The sequence below is a fragment of the uncultured Muribaculum sp. genome (assembly GCF_910583865.1).
Taxonomy (GTDB): Bacteria; Bacteroidota; Bacteroidia; order Bacteroidales; family Muribaculaceae; genus Muribaculum.
Genome location: NZ_CAJTYX010000004.1, coordinates 37652 through 60761 on the forward strand (window position 1 = coordinate 37652; position 23110 = coordinate 60761).

The 23110-nt window shown below is 53.9% G+C and carries 17 protein-coding genes; 8 read left to right on the forward strand and 9 right to left on the reverse strand.

The features are described from left to right. Positions 1-70: 70 nt before the first annotated feature. Complete coding sequence (locus tag QZ303_RS01735) at positions 71-2518, reverse strand: Smr/MutS family protein (protein WP_295728248.1); 2448 nt, start codon at positions 2516-2518, stop codon at positions 71-73. A gap of 173 nt (positions 2519-2691) precedes the next feature. On the opposite strand from QZ303_RS01735, the gene QZ303_RS01740 reads away from it, so the two are divergent. After that, the gene (locus QZ303_RS01740) at positions 2692-3372 is read left to right on the forward strand and encodes a C40 family peptidase (RefSeq protein ID WP_295728251.1); all 681 of its coding nucleotides are present in this window, start codon (positions 2692-2694) and stop codon (positions 3370-3372) included. 136 nt (positions 3373-3508) lie between these two features. On the opposite strand, the gene gdhA is transcribed toward QZ303_RS01740, so the two are convergent. Next, positions 3509-4846 (reverse strand): NADP-specific glutamate dehydrogenase, encoded by a 1338-nt coding sequence (gdhA, locus tag QZ303_RS01745; protein ID WP_295728252.1) that lies wholly within the window; start codon positions 4844-4846, stop codon positions 3509-3511. 275 nt (positions 4847-5121) lie between these two features. On the opposite strand from gdhA, the gene QZ303_RS01750 reads away from it, so the two are divergent. Beyond that, complete coding sequence (locus tag QZ303_RS01750; protein WP_295728254.1) at positions 5122-5547, forward strand: DUF4293 domain-containing protein; 426 nt, start codon at positions 5122-5124, stop codon at positions 5545-5547. A 7-nt stretch (positions 5548-5554) separates the two neighbouring features. On the opposite strand, the gene QZ303_RS01755 is transcribed toward QZ303_RS01750, so the two are convergent. The 4 genes from QZ303_RS01755 to QZ303_RS01770 form a co-directional block, all read right to left on the reverse strand. Next, on the reverse strand, positions 5555-6613 hold the full coding sequence (locus QZ303_RS01755; protein ID WP_295728256.1) for a GNAT family N-acetyltransferase: 1059 nt from the start codon (positions 6611-6613) through the stop codon (positions 5555-5557). A gap of 70 nt (positions 6614-6683) precedes the next feature. Further along, entirely contained in the window at positions 6684-7574 is an 891-nt protein-coding gene (locus QZ303_RS01760) for a GSCFA domain-containing protein (RefSeq protein ID WP_295728258.1), read from the reverse strand. A 275-nt stretch (positions 7575-7849) separates the two neighbouring features. Further along, complete coding sequence (locus QZ303_RS01765) at positions 7850-8143, reverse strand: Dabb family protein (protein WP_295728261.1); 294 nt, start codon at positions 8141-8143, stop codon at positions 7850-7852. A gap of 46 nt (positions 8144-8189) precedes the next feature. After that, positions 8190-9809 carry an ABC-F family ATP-binding cassette domain-containing protein gene (locus QZ303_RS01770; RefSeq protein ID WP_295728263.1) on the reverse strand — a complete coding sequence of 540 codons (1620 nt, stop codon included), beginning with the start codon at positions 9807-9809 and terminating at the stop codon, positions 8190-8192. Positions 9810-9953: 144 nt separating this feature from the next. Here QZ303_RS01770 and QZ303_RS01775 point away from each other — a divergent pair, with 144 nt between their 5' ends. After that, a complete protein-coding gene (locus QZ303_RS01775; protein WP_295728265.1) occupies positions 9954-11420 on the forward strand; it encodes a hypothetical protein in 1467 nt (488 codons plus the stop codon). A gap of 760 nt (positions 11421-12180) precedes the next feature. Here the strand turns inward: QZ303_RS01775 and QZ303_RS01780 are convergent. From QZ303_RS01780 to alaS, 3 genes are all read right to left on the reverse strand, one after another. Continuing rightward, positions 12181-13440, reverse strand: a complete 1260-nt coding sequence (locus tag QZ303_RS01780) for a hypothetical protein (RefSeq protein ID WP_295728269.1) — start codon at positions 13438-13440, stop codon at positions 12181-12183. Positions 13441-13541: 101 nt separating this feature from the next. Then, positions 13542-14573, reverse strand: a complete 1032-nt coding sequence (locus tag QZ303_RS01785; RefSeq protein ID WP_295728271.1) for an alpha/beta hydrolase — start codon at positions 14571-14573, stop codon at positions 13542-13544. Positions 14574-14708: 135 nt separating this feature from the next. Continuing rightward, positions 14709-17330 (reverse strand): alanine--tRNA ligase, encoded by a 2622-nt coding sequence (alaS, locus tag QZ303_RS01790; protein WP_295728274.1) that lies wholly within the window; start codon positions 17328-17330, stop codon positions 14709-14711. 147 nt (positions 17331-17477) lie between these two features. Here alaS and QZ303_RS01795 point away from each other — a divergent pair, with 147 nt between their 5' ends. The 5 genes from QZ303_RS01795 to QZ303_RS01815 all read left to right on the forward strand — a co-directional run bounded on the left by QZ303_RS01795 (position 17478) and on the right by QZ303_RS01815 (position 22968). After that, the gene (locus tag QZ303_RS01795; protein WP_295728277.1) at positions 17478-18449 is read left to right on the forward strand and encodes a M23 family metallopeptidase; all 972 of its coding nucleotides are present in this window, start codon (positions 17478-17480) and stop codon (positions 18447-18449) included. 41 nt (positions 18450-18490) lie between these two features. Further along, positions 18491-18847 (forward strand): MerR family transcriptional regulator, encoded by a 357-nt coding sequence (locus tag QZ303_RS01800; protein WP_295728279.1) that lies wholly within the window; start codon positions 18491-18493, stop codon positions 18845-18847. A 319-nt stretch (positions 18848-19166) separates the two neighbouring features. Further along, positions 19167-19928 (forward strand): outer membrane beta-barrel protein, encoded by a 762-nt coding sequence (locus QZ303_RS01805; RefSeq protein WP_295728281.1) that lies wholly within the window; start codon positions 19167-19169, stop codon positions 19926-19928. 482 nt (positions 19929-20410) lie between these two features. Then, positions 20411-21115 carry an outer membrane beta-barrel protein gene (locus QZ303_RS01810; RefSeq protein ID WP_295728284.1) on the forward strand — a complete coding sequence of 235 codons (705 nt, stop codon included), beginning with the start codon at positions 20411-20413 and terminating at the stop codon, positions 21113-21115. Positions 21116-21312: 197 nt separating this feature from the next. Further along, the gene (locus tag QZ303_RS01815) at positions 21313-22968 is read left to right on the forward strand and encodes an AMP-binding protein (RefSeq protein ID WP_295728335.1); all 1656 of its coding nucleotides are present in this window, start codon (positions 21313-21315) and stop codon (positions 22966-22968) included. The last annotated feature ends 142 nt before the right edge of the window (positions 22969-23110 follow it).

The following is a 23110-nucleotide window of genomic DNA, read 5'->3' on the forward strand; positions in this document are numbered from 1 at the left end:
GAACGGGTCTTGTATGGCCATTCTCCGCCGATGTTTTATGCGGCAGACTCTATGCTGCGGCTGTCACAGTTCAGCGAAATTCGACCACGGTGATTCCGGCACCTCCGAATTGCACATGCTCGTCGTGGTAGCTGCTTATGCCCGGTATGGTGTCGAGGTAATGACGTATATATTGCCGCAAAGCCCCGGTGCCTGTGCCGTGGAGTATTCGTACACGTTCGGCGTTGAACCGGATGGCATCGTCGATATAATATGTCACAGCCTGCACTGCCTCATCGACGCGCATTCCTCTGACGTCGATCTCCTGCTTGAACTCGAGTTGGCGCTGACGCTGTGAGTCGGACACCGCTCCGACCAATGATGCGCCGGATCTTGCTCCCGAATCAGGGCGTGCGATTGTACGTTTAAGTCTGTCGACCGGAACTTCGGTCTGTAGCATGCCGAATGCCACAGTGGCTTTCCTGCCGTTTATGGCGAGCACTTTTCCTACCGTGCCTTGGCCATCAAGTCTTACATTGTCGTCGACTTTGACGGGTTCATTGTCTGACGGTGCTTTCGGTCTGTTCGCATCTTTGCGTCGTTTCGGAGCCTTCCTGAGTATGTTGTTCTCTTGCGCGCCGGCATTGAGAATACTTTCTTTTTCTTCCTGAAGCCTGCGCCGCGCTTCGAGCGTGCTCGCTTTCTCGGCTTGTGTGCGGCGTATCTCATGGATGGTCCTTTCGATCGCGGCGTTGCTGCCGTCGAGTATCTTGCGTGCTTCTTCTTTGGCTTCCGCAAGGATTTCACGCCGTTTTTCGCGCAACTGCTCGGCATCCTCCTCGTATTGGGCAAGACGGCTCTCGATCTTCTTTTCTTTCTGGCGTATGGACAGACGCTTGTTTTCCCAGTAACGCTTGTCGCGGGCTATGTCGAGGAGATATTTGTCGAGATTAATATAGTCGCTCCCCACGATTGCCTCCGCGTCGGCTATGATTGCTTCGGGAAGTCCGATCTTGCGTGCTATCTCCACTGCGAACGAACTCCCAGGGTTTCCTATCGACAGCTTGAACATAGGCTGCATGAGATGGCGGTCGTAGAGCATCGATCCGTTGACAAGTCCTTCCGTGTCCTCTGCGAAATGCTTCAGGTTCTGGTAATGGGTGGTGATCACTCCCCACATGTGGCGGTCGTTGAACTGGCGCAGTACGGCCTGGGCTATGGCGCCGCCGATCTGCGGCTCCGTGCCTCCACCGAATTCGTCGATAAGCACCAGGGTGGCCGCTCCTCCATGCTGAAGGAAGTACTTCATGTTCCGGAGGTGGGAGCTATAGGTCGAAAGGTCGTCCTCCAGCGACTGGTCATCGCCTATATCTATGAATATGTCGGAAAATATCCCCATGTGGGAATTCTCATAGACCGGCGGGAGCAGTCCGCATTGCATCATGTATTGGACGATGCCTACAGTCTTTAGGCACACCGACTTGCCTCCCGCATTAGGACCGGAAATTATAAGTATGCGTTGTTGGGGGGTTAGCGTTATGTCAAGCGGTACGATCTCTTTACCTTGGCGTCGTAAAGACATAAGAAGGACGGGATGTGAGGCATGGTACCATTCCATTTCCGGTTGTCTCGAAAGCGAAGGCATATGTGCGTCGATGTCGCGTGAAAGCAGTGCTTTGGCTCTGATGAAGTCGAGTTGGCCTACTATGTCAAGCGATTCGATTATCTGTGGTATTTCGGGACGAATCTCATCGGTGAGAACTGTAAGTATGCGGGCTATCTCCCGACGTTCCTCCATCTGGAGTTCACGCACACGGTTGTTCGCCTCGACGATTTCCGCAGGTTCGATATATACGGTCTTGCCGGATGCCGACTCGTCGTGGACTATGCCGGATATGCGGCGTTTGTGCATTGGGGACACCGGGATTACAAGACGCCCGTCGCGCATCGATGGTGTCACGTCACTTTCGATATATCCCGATTCGACGGCGCGGGCCATCACCCGCCGCATCATCGACGCTATTGCGCCGGAGGTGGAAGCGAGCTGGCTGCGTATTTCGCGCAGTTCGGGAGAAGCGTTGTCGCGTACGTTGCCGAAGCGGTCGATGATACGGTCGATGGCCTTTACTGTTGCTGGAAACGATGCGAGTTTTATTCCTGTTTCGTCAAGATATGGGTAGTCGGAGCTTCCATCCTCATGGCGATGATGCATGAAAAAATCAGAGAGTTCGGACATTACGGCAAGTGAGGCCCGCACATCGAGCAGGTCGGGGGCTGTGATGAAAGTTCCCGGAACGCGGGCATGGTTCATGACTCCGCTCACGTCATGAACCTCACCCAATGGGAAGTCCTCGTCGCCTTGCAATATGTCAAGCATTTCGGCTGTGGAACTCAGTTGCGACAGAACTGTGTCATAATCGGTACGGAATTCCATGTCGGAGACATGGCGACGGCCGAGCGGTGATGTGCATCGTTCGTCGACCCATTCGCGTAGGGTAGTGAATCCTATCTTGTTTTCGAAAGTATCAGGGTATGTCATAATCTGCTGCAAAATTAGCAAGAATTTACAAAACCAGCCGTCATTTGCATTTTTTAGGGAAAGTTACGGCATGTGAATGTGGCGGAATACTTATTTTTGTATTGAATAGTTCATAGCCGATCATACTGATGCTTGCCGATATGAAATCTGTCCGCTCACTTATATATATATGTATGGCTTTCGTATTGCTATCGCTTGCGGGATGCCGTTCGTCGCGCAAGGGTGTGCGTGCCTCCGGCCATGCCGCTACTTCCACCGTGGGCGGTTTTGACCGCAGCCGTCCCGACACCCACGATATGCATGGAGAGCAAAAGAAACTTGTCGATGAAGCCCTTACATGGCTCGGTACTCCGTACCGCTACGGAGGACAGGATTATAACGGCACTGACTGTTCGGGGCTGACGATGGAAGTGTACCGAAAGGCTCTCGGCATAAAAATACCTCGTTCATCACGTGAGCAGCAACAATATTGTGAGTCAATTGCTAAAGGCGCTCTTATGATAGGTGATCTTGTGTTTTTCAGTACCGGCAGGGATAAAAACCGAGTTTCGCACGTGGGGTTGTATGTGGGCGATGGCAAGATTGTGCATGCCTCCGGAAGCAAGGGTGTGATAATAAGCAATATAGGCGAAAGATACTATGCCAGCAATTATCATTCGTCGGGGCATGTGGCTCGCTCTTCCGATAAGCACCGGAAAAAAAGAAATACCCCTGCTCCGGCAGCGGTGCCACAACCGGATATCAAACCTTCGCAACCGGCTCCACCGCCTCTTGAGACAGATCCGCTCCGTTTCAACATGAATCGCGAGGTGGAGGCACGTATCGATTCAATATATTCAGCTTTCCTCGATTGAATCCTGATGGGGGTAACGAGGTCATGAATGACAGCACCTTTCCGTCCGGACATAAAAAGGGCGGTATGTCGAATTTTGACATACCGCCCTTCTTGTTGTCAGTGGCCGGTTCCGATGTGTATCGGTAGAGGCTTTGTTATATTATGCCTTGTCCCATCATTGCGTGGGCTACCTTCATGAATCCGGCTATGTTGGCTCCCTTCATGTAGTTGATATAGCCATCGGGTTGTGTGCCATACTTGACGCACTGCTCGTGGATGTTGTCCATGATGTAGTGTAGCTTTTCGTCGACTTCTGCGGCACTCCATTGGAGGTGCATGGCATTCTGGCTCATTTCAAGACCGGATGTGGCTACACCTCCGGCGTTGACAGCCTTGCCGGGCGCATAGATGGTATGCGTCTCGATGAAATGGTCGATGGCTTCGGGGGTACATCCCATGTTGCTGACCTCGGCCACCATTTCCACGCCGTTGTCAACGAGCATGCGCGCGTCGTCGCCGTCAAGTTCGTTCTGTGTGGCGCAGGGTAGGGCGATGTCGACTTTCTGCTCCCAAGGTTTGCGTCCGGGGAAGAATTTGGCTTCCGGGAATTTCTCTACGTATGGCTCTACAATGTCGTTGCCGGAGGCGCGGAGTTCAAGCATGTACTGGATCTTGTCTCCTGAAATGCCCTCCGGATCGTAGACATAGCCGTCCGGTCCTGAAATGGTGACTACTTTGGCTCCAAGCTCACTTGCCTTCAAGGCTGCTCCCCATGCCACATTGCCGAATCCGGAGATGGCGACTGTCTTTCCTTTGATAGTCTGATTGCGGAGGGCAAGCATGTTGTTGACGAAATAGATGGCGCCGAAGCCGGTGGCTTCCGGGCGTATGCGTGATCCGCCGAAGTCGAGACCCTTGCCGGTGAATGTGCCGTTGTGCTCCTCGACAAGTTTCTTGTACATGCCGTACATGTATCCGACCTCACGGCCGCCTACGCCGATATCGCCTGCGGGGACGTCGCGGTCGGGACCCACGTTTTTCCAGAGACCGAGCATGAAGGCCTGGCAGAAACGCATGATCTCGCGGTCGCTTTTGCCTCGTGGCGAGAAGTCGGAACCGCCCTTCGCACCTCCCATCGGAAGCGTGGTGAGAGCGTTCTTGAATGTCTGCTCGAAGCCGAGGAATTTAAGGATGGAAAGCGTGACTGATGCATGGAAACGTATTCCTCCCTTGTACGGGCCAATGGCGTTGTTGAACTGTACGCGGTATCCGATGTTGGTCTGAACTTCTCCTTTGTCGTCAATCCATGTGACACGGAAAGTGACTATGCGGTCAGGTTCGACCATGCGCTCTATTATTTTGGCTTTTTCGAATTCAGGATGCTGGTTGTAGACGTCGGCAACGCTGAGAAGCACTTCGCGGACTGCCTGGAGATACTCTTTCTCACCCGGGTGCTTGGCCTCGAGGGAACTGATGATATTGTTGATGTCCATATCAAAAATTGTTTTGATTGAAAAACTTGAATGCTGGGTTATTTAGAGTCTCGTGTCGTTATGCGACACACAAAAATAACATTTAATTCTGACATTTAGCTATGGAACAGGCATTAATTTTTTATGTTTTAGGACATGAAATAGCCGGGACTACGCTTGTCGGGGACGTTTGGATTGCAAAATGCTTATTGCTTCCGAGCATAATGTTGCATATTCGTCGGAAGTTGATTAATTTTGTTCTGATAATAATTTTCTTAACGAGACTGTTAATTGATATGGTAATACAACGTTGGCAGAGCGTGCTCCTTTTCCTGGGAGTTTTGGCCATGGGACTTTTTGCATTTCTCGGTACTGCATGTATCGGCGTGAGCGACGGATTTGTGTGTTGGCATTCGATTGATTGCATACCGCTGTTTGTGCTTAACTGTGTCACCGCTATTGTGGCTTTTATCGATATTTTCCTCTACAATAATCTGCGCGCACAGAAGCGTGTGGCTATGGTCGTAGCTTTAATGTCGCTCTTGTCGCTGGCTCTTACTGTGGCTGCCGTGCTGTCGCTTGACCAGGTGTCCGACAACGATTCGGTGGCTTGGCGCTGGACGATAGGGTTGCCTGTAGCTGCCGTCGTGTTTTTCATCTGGGCTCGTGCACGTATGTGTGCCGACGAGCGCTTGCTTAAAAGCTACGACCGTATCCGATAGCTGCAGTTTAGTCGAGCATCAACGATATGAAAGGGCGAGTCGCGGGGAATCCGAGCAGGCGAGCCGTCACGTCATTGCCGAATACTATCGAGGCGAGCACTTCTATGTCGATGTCATAGTCCAAAGTGCCTCTGAAGCCATCGTTGATCAGCACAGAGCCTCTTTCTATAATATAGGTATGGTTGTTGGGTGTGATGACGCTGTCATGCACCTTTATCGCGGCTTTGAGGCCGGGATATGGTTCGGCGAGCAGCCGTAGCAGGCGATAGGCATCAATGATACGCAAGCTTCCGCGCGGTGAGTCTATCCCGGCGGGTGCGTCGAAATAACCGTAGACCTCAATAGGGATGTTCCCATAGATTTCCCTTACGGCGGCGAGCGTCCCGAGGCGAGCGTCTGCATCACGGGCAAGCAGGTCTGTCACACGTACGCTATCCTCATCAGTGGGAACCGTAAAGGCGATAGCACATCCATTGCCATAGGCATCTGCAAGGAAAATCGGAATACCGCCGTCGACAGAGTTGTCCGCGATTATCTGATGCCACTGTGTGCGGTCGTGCTGTATGCAGCATGGGCGTTCCATCATCAGATTATTGAAAAGGGTGTAGGCTTCGTCGGTGTCGATGTCCGCTCTTTGTATATACTCTTTCGCCGGATAGAAAACATGGGCGGAGGAATAACGCTCAAGATTGATATAGAAGGCCGGGGAGAAGCCTGAATTTTGGTAAAACCGGAACAATGCTTCGTCGGCCGGAATAAGGGCGCATATTACGTCGCCGCGTTTATGGCTTTGATGGAGCGTGTCGCCAAGGAGTCCGGTCATATAACCTTTCTTCCGGTATTGTGGAAGAGTGGCGGCTCCGCAGATATAGCCGGTCGGGATGATGGATCCATGGAAATCCATGGCATATTGCTGAAGCATAAGGGCGCTTACGATCTGTCCTTCATGCGACAGAGTCACTGCATCTTCGTCGCGATAGGCCTCGGAGAAAAACATCTCGATCCATTGGGGAGTATCGTCAAAGCATTCAGCCCATATTTTCTTTACGCAATCTTTGGTATTCATCGGCAAACGGTGTTTTCTCTAAAACACCGTTGACAGGCACCCGGTTTGCCGTTTCTTGTTAAACAACCTCTTATTTATTCTCTGAAGTGTCATGAAGGGGGCGATGGGCTTCACGGCGAGCCTGACGTTCGGAGCGCAACGCTTTCATCACCGTGTCGGATGTCATGAACGACTGGCAGAATATATCGTATATGTAACCTACGGCTACCGGTGACGGATGGAGCATGTCGGCGGCATAGAAGCGGTAGTCGCGAAGATCGTCCATCATTATCTCATATGCCGGGAAATAGAGCGACGTGTCCTTGAATTCCGCAGTCAGCTGGTCGATGGCAAGGAGCAATGTGGATTTGCTCACCTGGTTGCCATGCGCTCCGTCGGCAAGATGACGTATGGGGCTTACGGTGAACACGGTTTTCAATTCGGGATAGCGTGCTTGTAGTTCGCGCAGCATTTTTTTCCAGAGCCCGTAGACTTTCTGTACATTCAGCATTTCACGCTGGAAAAGTGAGGCGGGTTTCTTATGGCAGTTTGCGACTACGCGCCCCTCTTCGGTGAGGCGGAATATCCAGGATGTGCCGAAGGTCACGAAAAGTGTCGAGGCTTGAGCCAGTATTGACGATGCTTCTGCCTGTGCCTGGTTTATGTGTTCGACTACCGCGTCTGGATCGGTGCCGGAAAACCTGGAATGGTGATTCCAGCTGTGCCACAATCCCTCATGTTGAAATAGGTCGTCGCGGGTATAGGGACGCTCATAGAGTATGTCAAGAAGCGAGGATGCTATGCTTGCCGGGTTGTATAGCGTGCCGCATGGATTCACGCTTGCCCGGAAACCGCCCCGCAACAGGCATGCGCCTATGTTGTCGGTAAAACATGAGCCGAGCAGCATTACCGGCTTTTCGTGGGTGACCAATCCCTGGCAGTCCTTCAGGGGTTGGACTATTGTGCGGAATTCTGATGTCATGTAGCTATAACAATTATGAAGCCAAAGATACGGATAAGTCGAGCGCAGAAGCAAATTTATTTGGTTTTGCCGAGCGTGAGTATCTAAGGCGATAGCCAAAGATATGGATAAAAGTCAACGGCAAAACCAAATTTTATTCGGTTTTGCCGAGGGGACATATTTTGGCTCCTGGTATTTTTATTTTGGAGTCGGACAGGTCAGACAGGTCATACGGGTCGGGCAGGGCAGGTCGGACATTTCTGACTTGGGCGGATCTGCCCGGCTTGTGGGGTTGCCTAAAATTCGTAGTCGACGCAGGCGCGGGCCTCTTTGTGGGCGGCAAGGAGTGAGGCTGCGGCCACGTGGGCGGGATGCTTCGCATAGGTATCGACGTCTGCCATGGTGGGAACCACGGCTGTGAGCACGACGTCCCACTGTTCGGCGGGGTTTTCGTTGATGCCGACTTCCATGCTTTGGAGCACGTCGATGCAGGCGGGGAGGGCCAGCAGGGCTTCCTTGAACTTCTCGGCTACCTCGCGGCGTTCATCGGGAGTGCCTGAGAGCTTGAATGTTACTATATGTTTTACCATGTTTGTATGTGGTTTCTTAATGATATGACGGGTATTGCGCGAGTGATTACCGGGCGGCATATAGACGCTCTCTGGCTGCGGCCACGCGCTCGTCGGTGATGTAGTCGTCGTAGTCCATCATCTTGTCGATGATGCCGCCGGGAGTAAGCTCGATGATACGGTTGGCGACGGTCTGTATGAATTCGTGGTCGTGCGATGCGAAAAGGATGTTGCCTTTGAATGCCCGCAGGGTGTTGTTGAACGCCTGTATCGATTCGAGGTCGAGATGGTTTGTCGGCGAGTCGAGCACGAGGGTGTTGGCGTCGGTCATCATCATGCGCGCTATCATGCATCGCATCTTCTCGCCTCCGGAGAGGACGGATGCCTTCTTGAGCACTTCCTCGCCGGAGAAGAGCATCTTGCCGAGGAAGCCCTTGAGGTAGATTTCGCTGGAGTCGTTGCTCCACTGGCAAAGCCAGTCGACGAGGTTGAGGTCGGTGTTGAAGAATGCCGAGTTGTCCAAGGGGAGGTAGGCGGTGGTGATGGTCTGTCCCCAGTCGAATGTGCCGGCGTCGGCTTCGCGCTTGCCATTGATTATCTCGAACAGGGCGGTCATGGCACGCGGGTCGCGGCTGAGGAACACCACCTTGTCATCTTTCTCGATCTGGAAGTTGACATCCTTGAACAGCAGCTCGCCATCGACCGATGCTGTCAGACCGTGCACTTCAAGAATCTTGTTGCCCGGTTCGCGGGAGGGGGTGAAGATGATTCCCGGGTAGCGGCGCGACGATGGCTGTATCTCTTCCACGTTGAGCTTTTCGAGCATCTTCTTGCGCGAGGTTGTCTGTTTGGACTTTGCCACGTTGGCCGAGAAGCGCTGGATGAATTCGAGAAGTTCCTTGCGCTTCTCCTCGGCTTTCTTGTTCTGCTGCTGCTGCTGGCGCAGGGCGAGCTGCGACGACTCGTACCAGAAGCTGTAGTTCCCGGCGAAGAGGGTCACCTTGTTGTAGTCGATGTCGAGGGTGTGGGTGCACACCGAGTCGAGGAAGTGGCGGTCGTGGGATACGACGAGCACCGTGTTCTCGAACTTCGACAGGTAGTCCTCAAGCCAGGCCACGGTGTCGAGGTCGAGGTCGTTGGTAGGCTCGTCGAGGAGCAGGTTGTCGGGGTTGCCGAAAAGGGCCTTTGCGAGGAGCACGCGCACTTTCTCGTTGCCGCTGAGGTCCTTCATGAGCATGTAGTGCTTGTCCTCCTTTATGCCGAGTCCGCTCAGGAGGGCCGCCGCGTCGCTTTCCGCGTTCCAGCCTTCGAGTTCGGCGAACTTCTCCTCAAGCTCTGCCGCACGCACTCCGTCGGCATCGGAGAAATCGGCTTTGGCGTAGATTGCATCCTTCTCCTTTATGATGTCCCATAACACGGTGTGTCCCTGGAGGACGGTGTCCATCACCGTGAAATCGTCGAACTTGAAGTGGTCCTGCTCAAGCACCGACATGCGCTCGCCGGGACCCTGGGTGACGTTGCCGTGTGTGGGTGTGAGCTGGTCGCTGAGTATGCGCATGAGCGTTGACTTGCCTGCGCCGTTTGCGCCGATTATGCCGTAGCAGTTGCCGGGTGTGAACTTTAGGTTGACGTCCTGGAACAGGACACGCTTGCCAAACTGTTGGCCGAGGTTGTTTACAGCTATCATATCGTATGATGGTAGTGCTTTATTTGAATTTCAAGGTGCAAAGTTACGCATTATTTCCCGAAAACCTGCATCCGATCGCACGTGTTAAAAAAGTATTCTGTATCTTTGCCAATTGAAATGATTTATCACATAAACACATGGAATATGAATAAAAGACTACTTGGCTTTGTTGCTGTCTCTATCGGATGCTGCGCTATGGTTTCGGCCCAGGAATGGAAATCGATAGGCAGCGGTGTGTATTACGAGGATCTTATGACGGCCCTCGACCCTACCATAGAGCCGGGGCAGCATTGGGCTGTCGACATCGAGGAGAGCACCGCCGTGAGCGGGCTTTACCGCTTCATCCCCTATCATCAGTATTCACCTATCGCCGAATATCTCGGCGGAGCCGACGCCACCTACATGGTGGTGCACGCCGAGAATCCCGACAAGGTATGGATAGAGGATTTCGAGCCTTATCCTGAATATGAGATTTATTCTTTCTCGCAGATGTGCGCCGAGTCAGGATGGGATACCTCGACCGCTTATAAGTACGGTACGCTCGCCGACGGAGTTATCAGCTTCCCCGACCGGTCGATAGCCACTGTCGATATAATGAGTGGGGATCAGCAGTGGATCAATGCCGCTACAAACGGGTTGTTCAAGATAATTCTCCCGGGCTCCGGAGAAGTCAAGGATGATTATTCGCTTTATCTCTCCTATGGATGGTGCGGGTCGGACAATCATGTGCCTGTGTTGTATAAGGCAGGCGGCGATGTAGCTTCCGTGAAGTACCTGCTCAAGAAAGGACTTGTGGAAGTCACCGACGAGTATGTGTCCCAGGTTGCTTCGGATGGCTTGACGGCTGCCGGAGGCGAGATCGTGGCTGCTCCCGCATCACGCGGGGTGCATACGCTTGTGGTGGCCACCCTTGATGCCTCCGGTGCTCCGCGCGATAAAAAGACGGCCTATGTCTACGGCTCTGATGATGAGGAGGGACAATGGGAATCGCTCGGCATGACATGGTACAACGAGTCGTTCGTGGCCGGATACTACGAGGATATACCTGAACTTGAACTTAACGTGGAGATTCAGAAGCATAAGTCGATAGCGGGTTTCTTCCGTCTGGTCAATCCCTATGCTTCACATCCATGGAATACGGCCGTGACCCATGCGGGGCATGCCCATTACATATACATCCATGCCGAAGATCCGGCCCATGTCTACATCGAGAATTCGCCAATAGGTACAGATTTCGGCTTTGGGGAGGGACGCGTGACCTCGACAGTGGCCAATCTGCTTGACAGCGGCTGGACTTTGGATGAGATAAAAGATGCCGGGGCAGAGTTCGGCACGCTTGTCGATGGCACTATTGAATTCCGCAACTGGGGACTTTGGTATGGCGAGCGTGATTATTTCGACGGCGGTTGGACCTCTACCGGTGAGCATTTCCGTGTGAAGATACCTGCAGGCGGACTTTCCGGTATTATATCGCCGTCAGACGATGGCGCTGCCGCCGGGATACCTGCCGAGTATTACAATCTACAGGGTGTAAGGCTTCCCTCCCGTCCGGCATCCGGAATCTATGTTGAGAAGCGCGGCGACAAGGTAAGCAAGGTATCGGCCCGCTGATCGGCTGAAGCCGGAATATAGGCGGAAGAAATGAATGAGACTGGGAGGTGTGCCGGATTTTTTCGGCACACCTCCGTTTTTTGTGGGGATTGCTGGGATTGCCGGGCTTGTGGGTCGGACGGGTCTGGCGGGCTTGTTTTGTTGCAGCCGGTTGTCCCGGCTGTCCTGTCCGGGACAGTTGCAGGACAACGCGGACACTGTCCGGATTGTCCGGGACAGTACGCGGACAGGACAGTACGTCGGGATTCCATTGAGAATCCTCAGGGATGGAGGCGGCTGTGCAGCGGATGCACCGGGGGTGCATCCCTACGGAACGCTGACGGGGAGGCGATGATATTGGATGAATAGGGGCGAAAATGCGATATGAGTTAAAATAATGTTAAAGATTGGTTTTTAGAGGGGGTGTATTGGAAAGGTTGTATACATTTGCAATGTAAAATAATAACATATCGCCTACCATGATGGAAAAATTGTGGTAAGGGGAGGTGTATAGCATATCCGCTATCGGTGGATTGGCAGCAGGTGGAGTGATTGATGGGGATTAGGGAGAATAAGGAGGTTAAGGAGAGTAGGGAGATTAGAGAGAATAGGGAGAATAAGATGTTAGGGAGAATATGGAGATTAGGGACTACAAACATGAGATTAAACAAATAGGAGATCAAGGTCAATATTTCCCTGATCTCCTTGTAGGCGTTAATAATGAAACGCGGTGTTGGCTTTGTGGTTACTGTTGCTACCGTTGTTATTGTTGTTACTGTGGTTACTGCTTTGTGTCGCGGACAGCGCGGAGCGACATTGCCTGGGAGCGCTTGTCCTTGTTGACCTTGAAGGTACGTTTGCCGTTGATGATGAACATGTACTGGCCGTAAAGGGTGGGGTAGGTGGCGAGGTCGGAGGACGCTTTACCCTTTGTGCCGAACCACATGGCACCGTAGGGGTTGTCATGGCCGAGGTCGCATCCACCCGAGGCATAGACACGTGTGCCGCAGGCGGGAAACCATTGTCCGTCCTGTATGGCGCCGAGATTTTCGTCGCTCCATGTCATTGAGGCGAATTTCATCCAGTCATATGGGGTGTTACCGTCGGTATCGCTTACGGGTACTTTCCATCCCGGAGGACACGGGTCGTAGATGGTCTTTTTCCCTGATTCTCCACCCCAGAGGTCGTCATCGCTCTGGTCGGTCCAATCGCCGGTGAGGGGGTCGTTGACCACTATCTCGTTTCCTTGCTCGTCGGTCTCGCCGGTGTTGCGGTAGGTCATCGCATAGAATGTCATGGGATTGGTCACTGACTTTGCTATAGTTCCGTGGTACTTCGTCAGCGTGCGTATGGCCGGTAGGGTGTTGCCTTCGATATCGTATAACACTGTCTCTCCGTCGCGCCCAGGGAGGTATTCGTATGAGTCCTCTTCCATCTTGGTGGAGTCGGATGGCGCGGGGAAAGGATCCTTGCGTCCCCACTGGTATAGCATGCCGTGGGTGCGGAACTTATCGGAAGGCTTGGCGCTCAATGCCCCGAGGTTGCGGTCCATGAATGTCCATGTGGTGCCGGAGGCGTTGGGTTGTGTGGTATAGGCAGAGGCGTCGGGGTCGTAGTCGGTAATCCACAGGTGCCAGCTCCAAAGTATGGTGCCTTTGGGGTCGGTGGCGGCTATAACGGCGTTGCCCTCAATACCATCTCCTGCATCTACGACGGCCATCTTTTCACCAGGCACATAATAGACGGTCTCGATCAGTTTCGGGGTGTCGCTCCAGAGCAGCCGGCATGCGGCTACGTCGCCTGTGGTCTCGGTGGTGGAGTTGCCTTTTAATGCTGTGGAGAAGGCCACCAATGAGCCTGGCTTCACTATGTAGCAATTTGCTGTCTCGTTGGCCGAGAGAATCACGGCATCTCCGGGGACTACTACGAAAGGCGGGTCGATGGTGAAGATTTTGTTGTCGTCATCGCTGTCGCCGAAACATGAGGTGAATGACAGCGCGGATGCTGTTGCAACAAGCAGTGTGAGCGATAGTTTTTTCATCTTTTATCAATTATTGATTGGGTCGGGATTAGGGAGAGTAGGGAGAATAAGAAGAATAGGGAGGTTATGGAGATTAAGGAGAGTAGGGAGGTTAGGGGGCTTCAGGGTTTTTGCCGGCCTTTGTCGGGCATTTTGCTGTCGAGCCAAGAGAAGATGGTGCGGTAGGCGGCTTCGCGGATGCCGGGGGCTGAACGGACGAGGTCGTGTGTGCCGCCTTTCACGGTGGCCTCGGTGACGGATGTGCCGAGCGGGCGACCGTAGCGGGAGATGTCGGCCACATCGAGCACGGTGTCGGAGCTGTCGCGCAGGGTGGGGCGGTCGCCCTTCCGGAAGGTGTGGTCGCTGTGCATGAGCAGCACCGGCACTTTTATCGCTCCGGGGTTTTGGCGGAGTTCGTCCTGGGCGCGGTCGATTGCACGAATCCATCCGGCGTTGATGCGCGGCCATTCCTCGGGTTTCCAGTCGTTGTCGATGTACCATGTGCCATGGTCGAGGCGCGTGCTTCCTGTAGGTACATAGTCCGACTTGGTACCGGGCATGACCGTGAGCCTTGGCCACCATCCTCCTACGCACTGCACGGCAGGGATGAGCAGGCGTTCCTGCACGGCGCTCTGGTTCCAGTCGAGGAACGGACTGTTGAGCACGAGGGCGCGTATGGCCGTGTCGGGGTGTTCGGACATGTAGAGCGAGGTGGTGAGGCCTCCGGTGGAGTGTCCCATGAGCACGATTGAATCGATGCCGTGGCGCTTCATGTCGGCGACGGCGGAGTCGATGTCGGGGAAGTACTCGTGCATGTCGCGTATGTCGAAGCGCGGATCGCCGGGGCGCAGCGACCGGCCATAGCGGCGCAGGTCGACAGCGTAGAAACTGTAGCATGAGTCGGCGAACCGGCGTCCCATCTCGGGCTGTAGGAAGTAGTCGTTGTAGCCGTGGATGTAGAGCACCCCCTTGCGTGAACCGGGGCAATCGGCCAAGCGGCGCACGATGGTGGAGCGCACATGCCCGTCGTAGTCTGTGCCCTGGTCGACGGTACGGGCCTCATAGCCCGGAAACAGTTTGTCGGGTTGCCATCCGGAGGCCAACGCGGATGCCGCCGCCAGAAGCGCGACGGGGATTATGCGCCATTGTTTCATATCGAGATGGTGGGGGATGCTACTGTCCTGTCCGCGAACCGTCCCGGACAATCGGGACAGTTGTCCTGTCCGGGACAGTACGCGGACAGTCGGGACAGTGTCCGGAGTGTCCTGCAAATGTCCCGGACAGGACACTCAGAGACCGAGTGTCTGCTTTATTTTTTCGTAGGCGGCTGTGATGCCATCCTTGTTCTTGCCGCCTGCCTGGGCGAACGCAGGCTGTCCGCCGCCTCCGCCCTGTATCAGTTTGGCGGCCTCGCGCACGGTGGTCGAGGCGTTGAAGCCCTCCTTGACGAGATCTTCGGAGATCATCAGGGTGAGGAGCGGCTTGCCGGATGGATCGACCGTGGCGCCGATGAACACGGTGTGTTCGGGCGACTTGGCCCTCACGGCGAATGCCACACCCTTGGCCACCTCGGGGAGGCGCACTCCTGCCAGCTCGACGACCTTTATGCCCGATGTCTCGCGGGCAGAAGCGAGAAGTTTGTCGGCGAGGTTGTTGACGCGCTCGTTGAAGTATTCCTCGGCCTGGCGGCGCAGTTCGGCATTTTCGTCGATGGACTTACGCAGAGTCTGAAGAAGGTTGGGGGCGTTGTTGAACATCGCCGAAATCTCCTTCATGGTGGCGTTTACATTGTTGATTTCATCCTCTACGCGCTCACCGGTGATGGCCTCTATACGTCGGATGCCTGCGGCTATGCTGCTTTCGGAGATGATCTTGATCATGCCTATGTTGCCGGTGTTGTCGACATGTGTGCCGCCGCACAGCTCGACCGACGAGCCGTAGCGGATCACGCGCACCTCGTCGCCATACTTTTCGCCGAAGAGCGCCATCGCACCCATCTTGCGGGCCTCGTCGATGGGCACGCAGCGGTGCTCGTCGCGCGGTATGGCCCGGCGCACGGCTTTGTTGGCGAGTTTCTCCACCTTTTCGATCTCCTCGGGGGTGAGTTTCTGGAAGTGGGAGAAGTCGAAGCGCAGAAGTTCGGGCGACACGAAGGAGCCTCGCTGCTCGACATGTGTGCCGAGCACCTCGCGCAGAGCCTCGTGGAGCAGGTGGGTAGCGGTGTGGTTGCACGATGTGGCCTGACGGGCTTCGGCGTCGACCATGGCCTCGAATGTGGCTGTCGGGTCGGCAGGGAGGGTCTTTGTGAGGTGCACGCCCATGCCGTTCTCGCGTTTTGTGTCGTAGATATCTATGGCGTCATTGCCGTTGAAGAGCACACCTCGGTCGCCTGTCTGACCGCCCATTTCGGCGTAGAACGGTGTGGCCGACAGTACCACCTGGTAGTATTCCTTTCCTTTCTGCTTCACCTTGCGGTAGCGCAGTATGTGGGTGGGGCAGCGGAGGGTGTCGTAGCCCACGAATTCCTGCTCGCCCTCGCGGATTACCACCCAGTCGCCGGTCTCGACGGCGGCGGCATTGCGGGCACGTGCTTTCTGTGCGGCCATCTCGGTGTCGAAGCCTGCATGGTCGAGGGTCATACCGTTCTCCTTGAGGATAAGTTCGGTGAGGTCGAGAGGGAAGCCATAAGTGTCGTAGAGCACGAAGGCCTCTTTGCCTGAAATCTCGGTCGAGCCGTTTGCACGGGCCTGTGCTATGGCATTGTCGAGCAGGCGTATGCCGTTTTCAAGGGTGCGTAGGAATGCATCCTCCTCCTCCTTTATGACGCGCATGATCAGTTCGCGCTGCGCCGGCAGTTCGGGGTAGGCCTCACCCATGCTTTCGATGAGGGTGTCTACGAGACGGTACATGAACGCCTGCTTCTGGCCGAGGAACGTGTAGGCGTAGCGCACGGCACGGCGCAGGATGCGGCGTATGACGTAGCCCGCCTTGGCATTGCCCGGGAGCTGCGAGTCGGCGATGGAGAATGCTATGGTGCGCACATGGTCGGCGATTACCCGCATGGCTATGTCGACCTTGGGGTCCGCTCCGTACTCCTTGCCGGAGAGTTGCCCGATTTTGGCGATGAGGGGTGTGAACACATCGGTGTCGTAGTTGCTCTTCTTGCCCTGTAGTGCCATGCAGAGGCGTTCGAAGCCCATGCCGGTGTCGATAACTTTGGCAGGCAGGGGTTCAAGAGAACCGTCGGCCTTGCGGTTGTACTGCATAAACACGAGATTCCATATCTCGATCACTTGCGGATGGTCGTGGTTGACAAGGTCTCGTCCCGGCACGGCTGCCTTTTCCTCGTCGGAACGCAGGTCGATGTGTATCTCCGAGCATGGACCGCATGGGCCGGTGTCGCCCATCTCCCAGAAGTTGTCGTGCTTGTTGCCGTTGATGATGTGGTCGGCGGGGAGATGCTTTTCCCAGAAGGATGCGGCTTCGTCGTCGCGTCCCAACCCCTCCTCGGGAGAGCCTTCAAACACGGTGGCGTATAGGTTGGCGGGATCGAGGTGGAGCACGTCGACGAGGTATTCCCATGCCCAGTCGATGGCTTCTTTCTTGAAGTAGTCGCCGAACGACCAGTTGCCGAGCATCTCGAACATGGTGTGGTGGTAGGTGTCCATCCCGACCTCCTCAAGGTCGTTGTGCTTGCCGCTGACGCGCAGGCACTTCTGCGAGTCGGCCACGCGGGTGTGGCGGGGGGCCGTGTTGCCGAGGATGATGTCCTTGAACTGGTTCATCCCCGCGTTGGTGAACATCAATGTCGGGTCATCCTTGATGACCATAGGGGCCGAGGGCACAATGGTGTGTCCCTTGCTGCGGAAAAAGTCCTTGTAGGACTCGCGTATCTCTTTGGCGGTAAGCATCTTGATATGATGGTGTTTTGTTGTTGTGCAGATGTGGCTATTCAGTTATGCGGTAGATTTCGCTGAAATAGAGTGCAAAATTAGTTGATAATTGTTATTTTTGCAAAATTACTTCGTGATTATCACCAATCCACTTCCGGCCACGCAATGAGCAAGAAGGTATATTACCGCTATAATCCCGCCACCGACGGCTATGAACGCGTGTATCCCACACGCGGCCAGCGCTTGTGGGGACGGGCGAGGCATGTGCTTTTCGCTGCCGCGATGGGTACATTGATCGTGGGAGGCATATATTATATGTGGGAGACACCGCGTGAGAAGCTTCTGCGGGAGCAGAACGCCGACCTGCGCGATCGACTCGACCTGATAGGGCGCAGGCTCGACGCGTCGGCGGAGGTGATGGAGGATATCATCGCCCGCGATGATAATTTCTATCGTGTGATGATGGGTGCGCCACGCATGCTCCCGTCGGAGTATGAGGCGTTGCTTGATGCCTCCGAGGGTTATGCCCGGGTCGGTTCGCTTTCCGATGCCGAGCTGATAGGGTTGCTTTCGCGCAAGATGGATATGGTGGAGGAGCAGCTGGCCATGCAGTCGCAGTCGTTCGACGAGCTTCGCCGCCTGGCCTCTACCAACAGCGAGCGTCTGCTCCACATCCCTTCGATACAGCCTCTGCGCACGGAGTCGATGAAGCGGATGGCTTCCGGCTACGGCTACCGCAGCGATCCTATCTATGGCACGAGCCGCTTCCACGAGGGGCTTGATTTCGCATCGGACATCGGCACACCTGTCTATGCCACCGCGCGCGGGCGTGTGGCAAAGGCGGGATGGGAGAGCGGCTACGGCAACATGGTGGAGATCGACCACGGGTATGACTATGTGACGCGCTACGCCCACCTGAGCCGGATTGATGTGAAAGTGGGTGACACCGTGGGGCGTGGCGACATGGTGGGCGGCGTGGGCAACACCGGCAAGTCGACCGGGCCGCACCTGCATTATGAGGTGCGCTACAAGGACACTCCTCAGAACCCAATCAACTATTATTTCATGGACATCACTCCCGAGGAGTACAACGAGCTGATACGCCTGGCCGAGAACGCGGGCCACGTGATGGACTGATGCCTGTGGACTATTTACTTACTTCGCACACACACAGAAACATGGCTGATATCCGACCCAAGACCGACGCTACCGAGAAGAAGTACTATACCATACGTGAGGCCGCCGAACTTCTTGGCCTCCCTCTGCCCACGCTGCGCTACTGGGAGTCGCGGTTCACCATCATCAAGCCTCGGCGCACGTCGACCGGACGCCGCATCTACACGGCCTCCGACCTTGAGAAGATACGCATGGTCTATTATCTTGTGCGCGACAAGGGCCTCCACCTTGATGCCGCCCAGGAGCAGTTGCGCCACAACCACACCGGGGTAAGCCGCCGCTCGGCTGCCGTGGCCCGGTTGAAGGAGATCCGGTCGGAGCTGCAATCCATGCTCGATGCCCTTAACCGCCTGCGCTGAGCCTCCGCCACGTTTCCTGCTGTCTGTCGTCTTGGCTGATTATCGGCTGATTGTAGGGACGTACCTCCGGTACGTCCGCCTCCTTTCGCAAACCACCTCTTTAACGCCGGACGTACCGGGGGTACGTCCCTACGTTGTCACTCAGCAGATTACTATATTTTGTATGAGAAAGGATGTCGCATAATCAAGCATTTTAATAAATATTAACTAAAGCACAGGGGCTTATTGTCGGATATATCGTATATTTGCAGCGTTAATTTTGCTGAAAATTATTAAAATATAACCTAAATAAAGTTTTACTAACCAAATTATCGACATTATGAAAAAGGTACTTTTTGTCGCCGCTCTTCTCGTAGCCGGCGCATCTGTTGCCAGTGCAGAGGGTTACAACCGCGTAGCTGTGTCTTATGACCACACTAACTATGGATTCAACAAGGATCTTAAGGGTGAAGAGGATGGTATCAAGGGTTTTGGCCTTAACGGTTTCGGACTCAACTATATCCATGGATTCGGACTTTCAGAAAGTCTGCCTATGTTCCTTGAAGTCGGAGGTAACGTTAACTTCAACTTCGGAAGCAAGGATTGGGGTGACAAGGTTGAGAGCGAGGGTTTCTATGTATTGCCCCAGCGTAAGTTCCAGAACATCAATCTTCAGGTGCCCGTTAACTTCGTCTATCGTTTTGACATGGCTGATGGAGTCTCCATTGCTCCTTATGTGGGGCTTAACTTTAAACTTCATCTCACAGAAAAATTCAAGACTAAAATTGACACCAACATTCCCGAATCAGCTCTTGAAGCTGCCGGTTATAGCAAGGACGATCTTGAATCTGATTGGTTCAGTGTATTGAGTAAAGATGACATGGCTAAATGCTATGACGTTGAAAAAGACGAGGCAGATGACCTTACTTGGAATCGTTTTCAGATGGGCTGGCATGTTGGTGTAGGCTGCAATTACCAGAAGTATTATCTTGGTGTGCAGTTTGGTACTGATTTCATTCCTGCCTATAGCTATAGCGGCGACGGTTATAAACCTAAAGTTAACACAACAAACCTCAAGGTATCCCTCGGCTATACTTTCTAATCCGACCGATGCATAGCGGGATGTGCGGCGCTTTGCCCGTGCTCCCGATGATACATACTCATAGACCCCCGGAGCAGTTGTCCCTCAAGGTACTCTCCGGGGGCTTTTTTATCTCACAGGGGCTTCGACTGATTGTCCTGATTATGGACAATAAGGACAGTAAGGACATTATGGACAGTAAGGACAGGGCGGACAAGTGTCCGCCCTGTCCGGCAAATGTCCCGGACAGGACACCCGCCATCCGCCTTTCTTTGTAAAACGGCATATGCCGAACTATGATTATGCATGGCAGGTAGTAGCAGCTATCGCATCAATTCCGTTAACATACATTTTTCACTCGGTTATACTCTTTGATTCAATCTGTTTGATTTTATTTGCAATTATGTTAACTTTGTGGAATTGAACAACCTCTTATAGATTGCAATTGTATGAAAAAGTTTATTTTGTCTGCGCTCATGTTGTCCGCTGTCCCACAATTTTGTATGGCCGAGGATTATGAGCGTGTAGCTGCGTCGTTTGACTGTGCTTTTCTGAGTCCGAACAAGGAGTATGCGGCCACCTCTTCAGATGAGACGATACATCTGTTTGGCGGTGCATTCAATTATGTGCATGGGTTCCAGTTGGGTGAAGTGACGTTTTTGGAGACCGGGATAAGTTTCGGCGCACTTACCGGTAATTCTGAGGAGGTGACGCTTGCCAAAGAGACTACGCTTCGCGAGAAGTTCGTAAACATGAACCTACAGGTTCCGCTCAACATCGTGTATCGTCTGCCTCTTAGCGAAAAGGTATCGATGTCGGTGTTTGCCGGGATTGTGGGAAAATGCAATCTGAGTTATAAGGTACAGACCACCGCACGCGGGCTGCAGGTGCCGGGAGGGCATCTCAGCCATACGATGAATCTGTTAAGCGGCACATCGAAAGGTATGGATGAGAACAAAGTATGGAATCGCTGGCAGGCGGCATGGCAGATCGGTGTCGGGGTCAATATCCGGCAATATTATATAGGGGTGAGCGGCGGCACGGATATAGTCCCCGTCTACAGCCGCGCGAATTCTAATATAAATTCCGCCGGACTTAAAGTGACATTAGGCTATACTTTCCATGTCAACTGGAAAAAGCTTTTTTCCCGCCAGAAGTCCTCGTCCTATCCTGAATCAATGGCTGCACCAAAATCTCTGACCCGATAAATCTTATGGTGCGGGTCGGTCATGGGAGATTAGACCGGTCAGACCCGTCCGACTTGTCCGACCCGTCTGACAGGTCGGACTGTCGTAATGATACGGGAGATGAAAAAAATTAACTAAATTTGCGGGCTGAATCTGCGGGACATCAACAATATGGATGCTCCGGTGGTTATGTTTTTATCGACAGCAAGTGAATTTAGATTATGAATACATTTAGCGAATATCTCCAGCACTCCGTGCGCACTTATTGGGAGGACCTGGCCCTCACCGACTTCAACGGGGTCTCGTTCCAGTACCGCGACATCGCGCGCAAGGTCGAGAAGCTCCATCTGCTCTACGAGCATGCCGGCATAAAGCGTGGCGACAAGGTGGCGCTGTGCGGGCGCAACTCTTCGCAATGGGCCGTGGCTTTCATCGCTACCGTCACCTACGGCGCGATTGCCGTGCCTATATTGCACGAGTTCAAGGCCGACAATATCCATCATCTTGTGAACCACTGCGAGGCCCGTCTGCTGTACACCGATGACAGCATATGGGAAAATCTCGACCCGGCCATGATGAAGGACCTCGTCGGAGTGGTCAGGCTCAGCGACTTCTCATTGATACTTTCGCGCAGCGACAAGCTCACCGATGCTCGTAAGCGCCTCAACGAGCTTTTCGGAAAGAAATATCCCGAACGCTTCACTCCCGACGATGTGGTTTATCCATCGCATAAGCCGGATGACCTCGCGCTAATCAACTATACGTCGGGGTCGATGGGATTCTCCAAGGGAGTGATGATTACCTACGGAAACCTTTGGAGCAACCTGCAGTTTTGTGTCGACGGCATGCCATACATCAAGCCCGGCGACGGACTCGTGTGCATGCTGCCGCTTGCCCACATGTACGGGCTTATGGTGGAGCTGCTGTTGCCGCTTGCCAAAGGCGCTCATGTCTACTTCCTGACCAGGGTGCCTTCCCCGAGGGTCATCCTTGAGGCTTTTGCCACGGTGAAGCCCAAGCTTATAGTGACCGTGCCGCTCATTATCGAGAAGATCGTAAAGACCAAGGTATTCCCCCTGCTTGAGAAGCCGTTGATGAAGGTGCTTATGAAGGTGCCGTTTGTCGACGACCGTCTGGAGGCACGCATACGATCAGGGCTGATGGATGCATTCGGGGGAAACCTACAGCAGATAATCATAGGCGGTGCGGGGCTTAACAAGGATGTGGAGACTTTCCTGCGCAAAATACGCTTCCCTTTCACCGTGGGCTATGGAATGACCGAATGTGCCCCGTTGGTAGCCTATGCTCCATGGGACGAGCAGCGTCCGGGATCGTGCGGCCGCATTGTCGACCGTATGGAGGGACGCATCGACTCGCCCGATCCCGAGAATGTGCCCGGTGAGCTGTGGGTGCGCGGACAGAACGTGATGAAAGGATACTACAAGAATCCCGAGGCCACGTCGGCCGTGATGAAAGACGGCTGGATGAATACCGGTGACCTCTGCACGATGGATTCCGACGGATTCCTTTATATAAGGGGACGCAACAAGAACATGATTCTCGGGCCGTCGGGGCAGAATATATATCCCGAGGAAATCGAGCAGAAAATCAACAACCTTCCCCTCGTGGGCGAGTCGATCGTGGTGGAGGACAATGGAAAGCTTGAGGCCCTCATCTATCCCGACCTCGACCTCGCCACCAAGGAGGGTGTAGCCGTGCCTGCGCTTGAGAAGCTGATGAATGAGAATATAGCCCAGCTCAACAAGTCACTTCCCGCCTATTCGCAGATAGCCAAGGTGAGGATGCGCTATCAGGAGTTTGAAAAGACTCCCAAGCGGTCGATAAAGCGCTATCTGTATCAGAAAAGTAAGTAAACAAATCCTACCGCAAGGTGTTTTTGATATTAGATAACGATAAAGTACGGCCGTCAGATTTTCCGGTGAATATTACAGTCATTTGCGGAAAAATCGCCAACTTTACGGTCGAATTAACAGAATTAACTTAAAAAGAGCAGAT

Bases quoted from the DNA above. Each gene is read 5' to 3' on its own strand.
- QZ303_RS01735 (WP_295728248.1), bottom strand. From the start codon at position 2,518: ATGACATACCCTGATACTTTCGAAAACAAGATAGGATTCACTACCCTA.
- QZ303_RS01740 (WP_295728251.1), top strand. From the start codon at position 2,692: ATGGCTTTCGTATTGCTATCGCTTGCGGGATGCCGTTCGTCGCGCAAG.
- gdhA (WP_295728252.1), bottom strand. From the start codon at position 4,846: ATGGACATCAACAATATCATCAGTTCCCTCGAGGCCAAGCACCCGGGT.
- QZ303_RS01750 (WP_295728254.1), top strand. From the start codon at position 5,122: ATGGTAATACAACGTTGGCAGAGCGTGCTCCTTTTCCTGGGAGTTTTG.
- QZ303_RS01755 (WP_295728256.1), bottom strand. From the start codon at position 6,613: ATGAATACCAAAGATTGCGTAAAGAAAATATGGGCTGAATGCTTTGAC.
- QZ303_RS01760 (WP_295728258.1), bottom strand. From the start codon at position 7,574: ATGACATCAGAATTCCGCACAATAGTCCAACCCCTGAAGGACTGCCAG.
- QZ303_RS01765 (WP_295728261.1), bottom strand. From the start codon at position 8,143: ATGGTAAAACATATAGTAACATTCAAGCTCTCAGGCACTCCCGATGAA.
- QZ303_RS01770 (WP_295728263.1), bottom strand. From the start codon at position 9,809: ATGATAGCTGTAAACAACCTCGGCCAACAGTTTGGCAAGCGTGTCCTG.
- QZ303_RS01775 (WP_295728265.1), top strand. From the start codon at position 9,954: ATGAATAAAAGACTACTTGGCTTTGTTGCTGTCTCTATCGGATGCTGC.
- QZ303_RS01780 (WP_295728269.1), bottom strand. From the start codon at position 13,440: ATGAAAAAACTATCGCTCACACTGCTTGTTGCAACAGCATCCGCGCTG.
- QZ303_RS01785 (WP_295728271.1), bottom strand. From the start codon at position 14,573: ATGAAACAATGGCGCATAATCCCCGTCGCGCTTCTGGCGGCGGCATCC.
- alaS (WP_295728274.1), bottom strand. From the start codon at position 17,330: ATGCTTACCGCCAAAGAGATACGCGAGTCCTACAAGGACTTTTTCCGC.
- QZ303_RS01795 (WP_295728277.1), top strand. From the start codon at position 17,478: ATGAGCAAGAAGGTATATTACCGCTATAATCCCGCCACCGACGGCTAT.
- QZ303_RS01800 (WP_295728279.1), top strand. From the start codon at position 18,491: ATGGCTGATATCCGACCCAAGACCGACGCTACCGAGAAGAAGTACTAT.
- QZ303_RS01805 (WP_295728281.1), top strand. From the start codon at position 19,167: ATGAAAAAGGTACTTTTTGTCGCCGCTCTTCTCGTAGCCGGCGCATCT.
- QZ303_RS01810 (WP_295728284.1), top strand. From the start codon at position 20,411: ATGGCCGAGGATTATGAGCGTGTAGCTGCGTCGTTTGACTGTGCTTTT.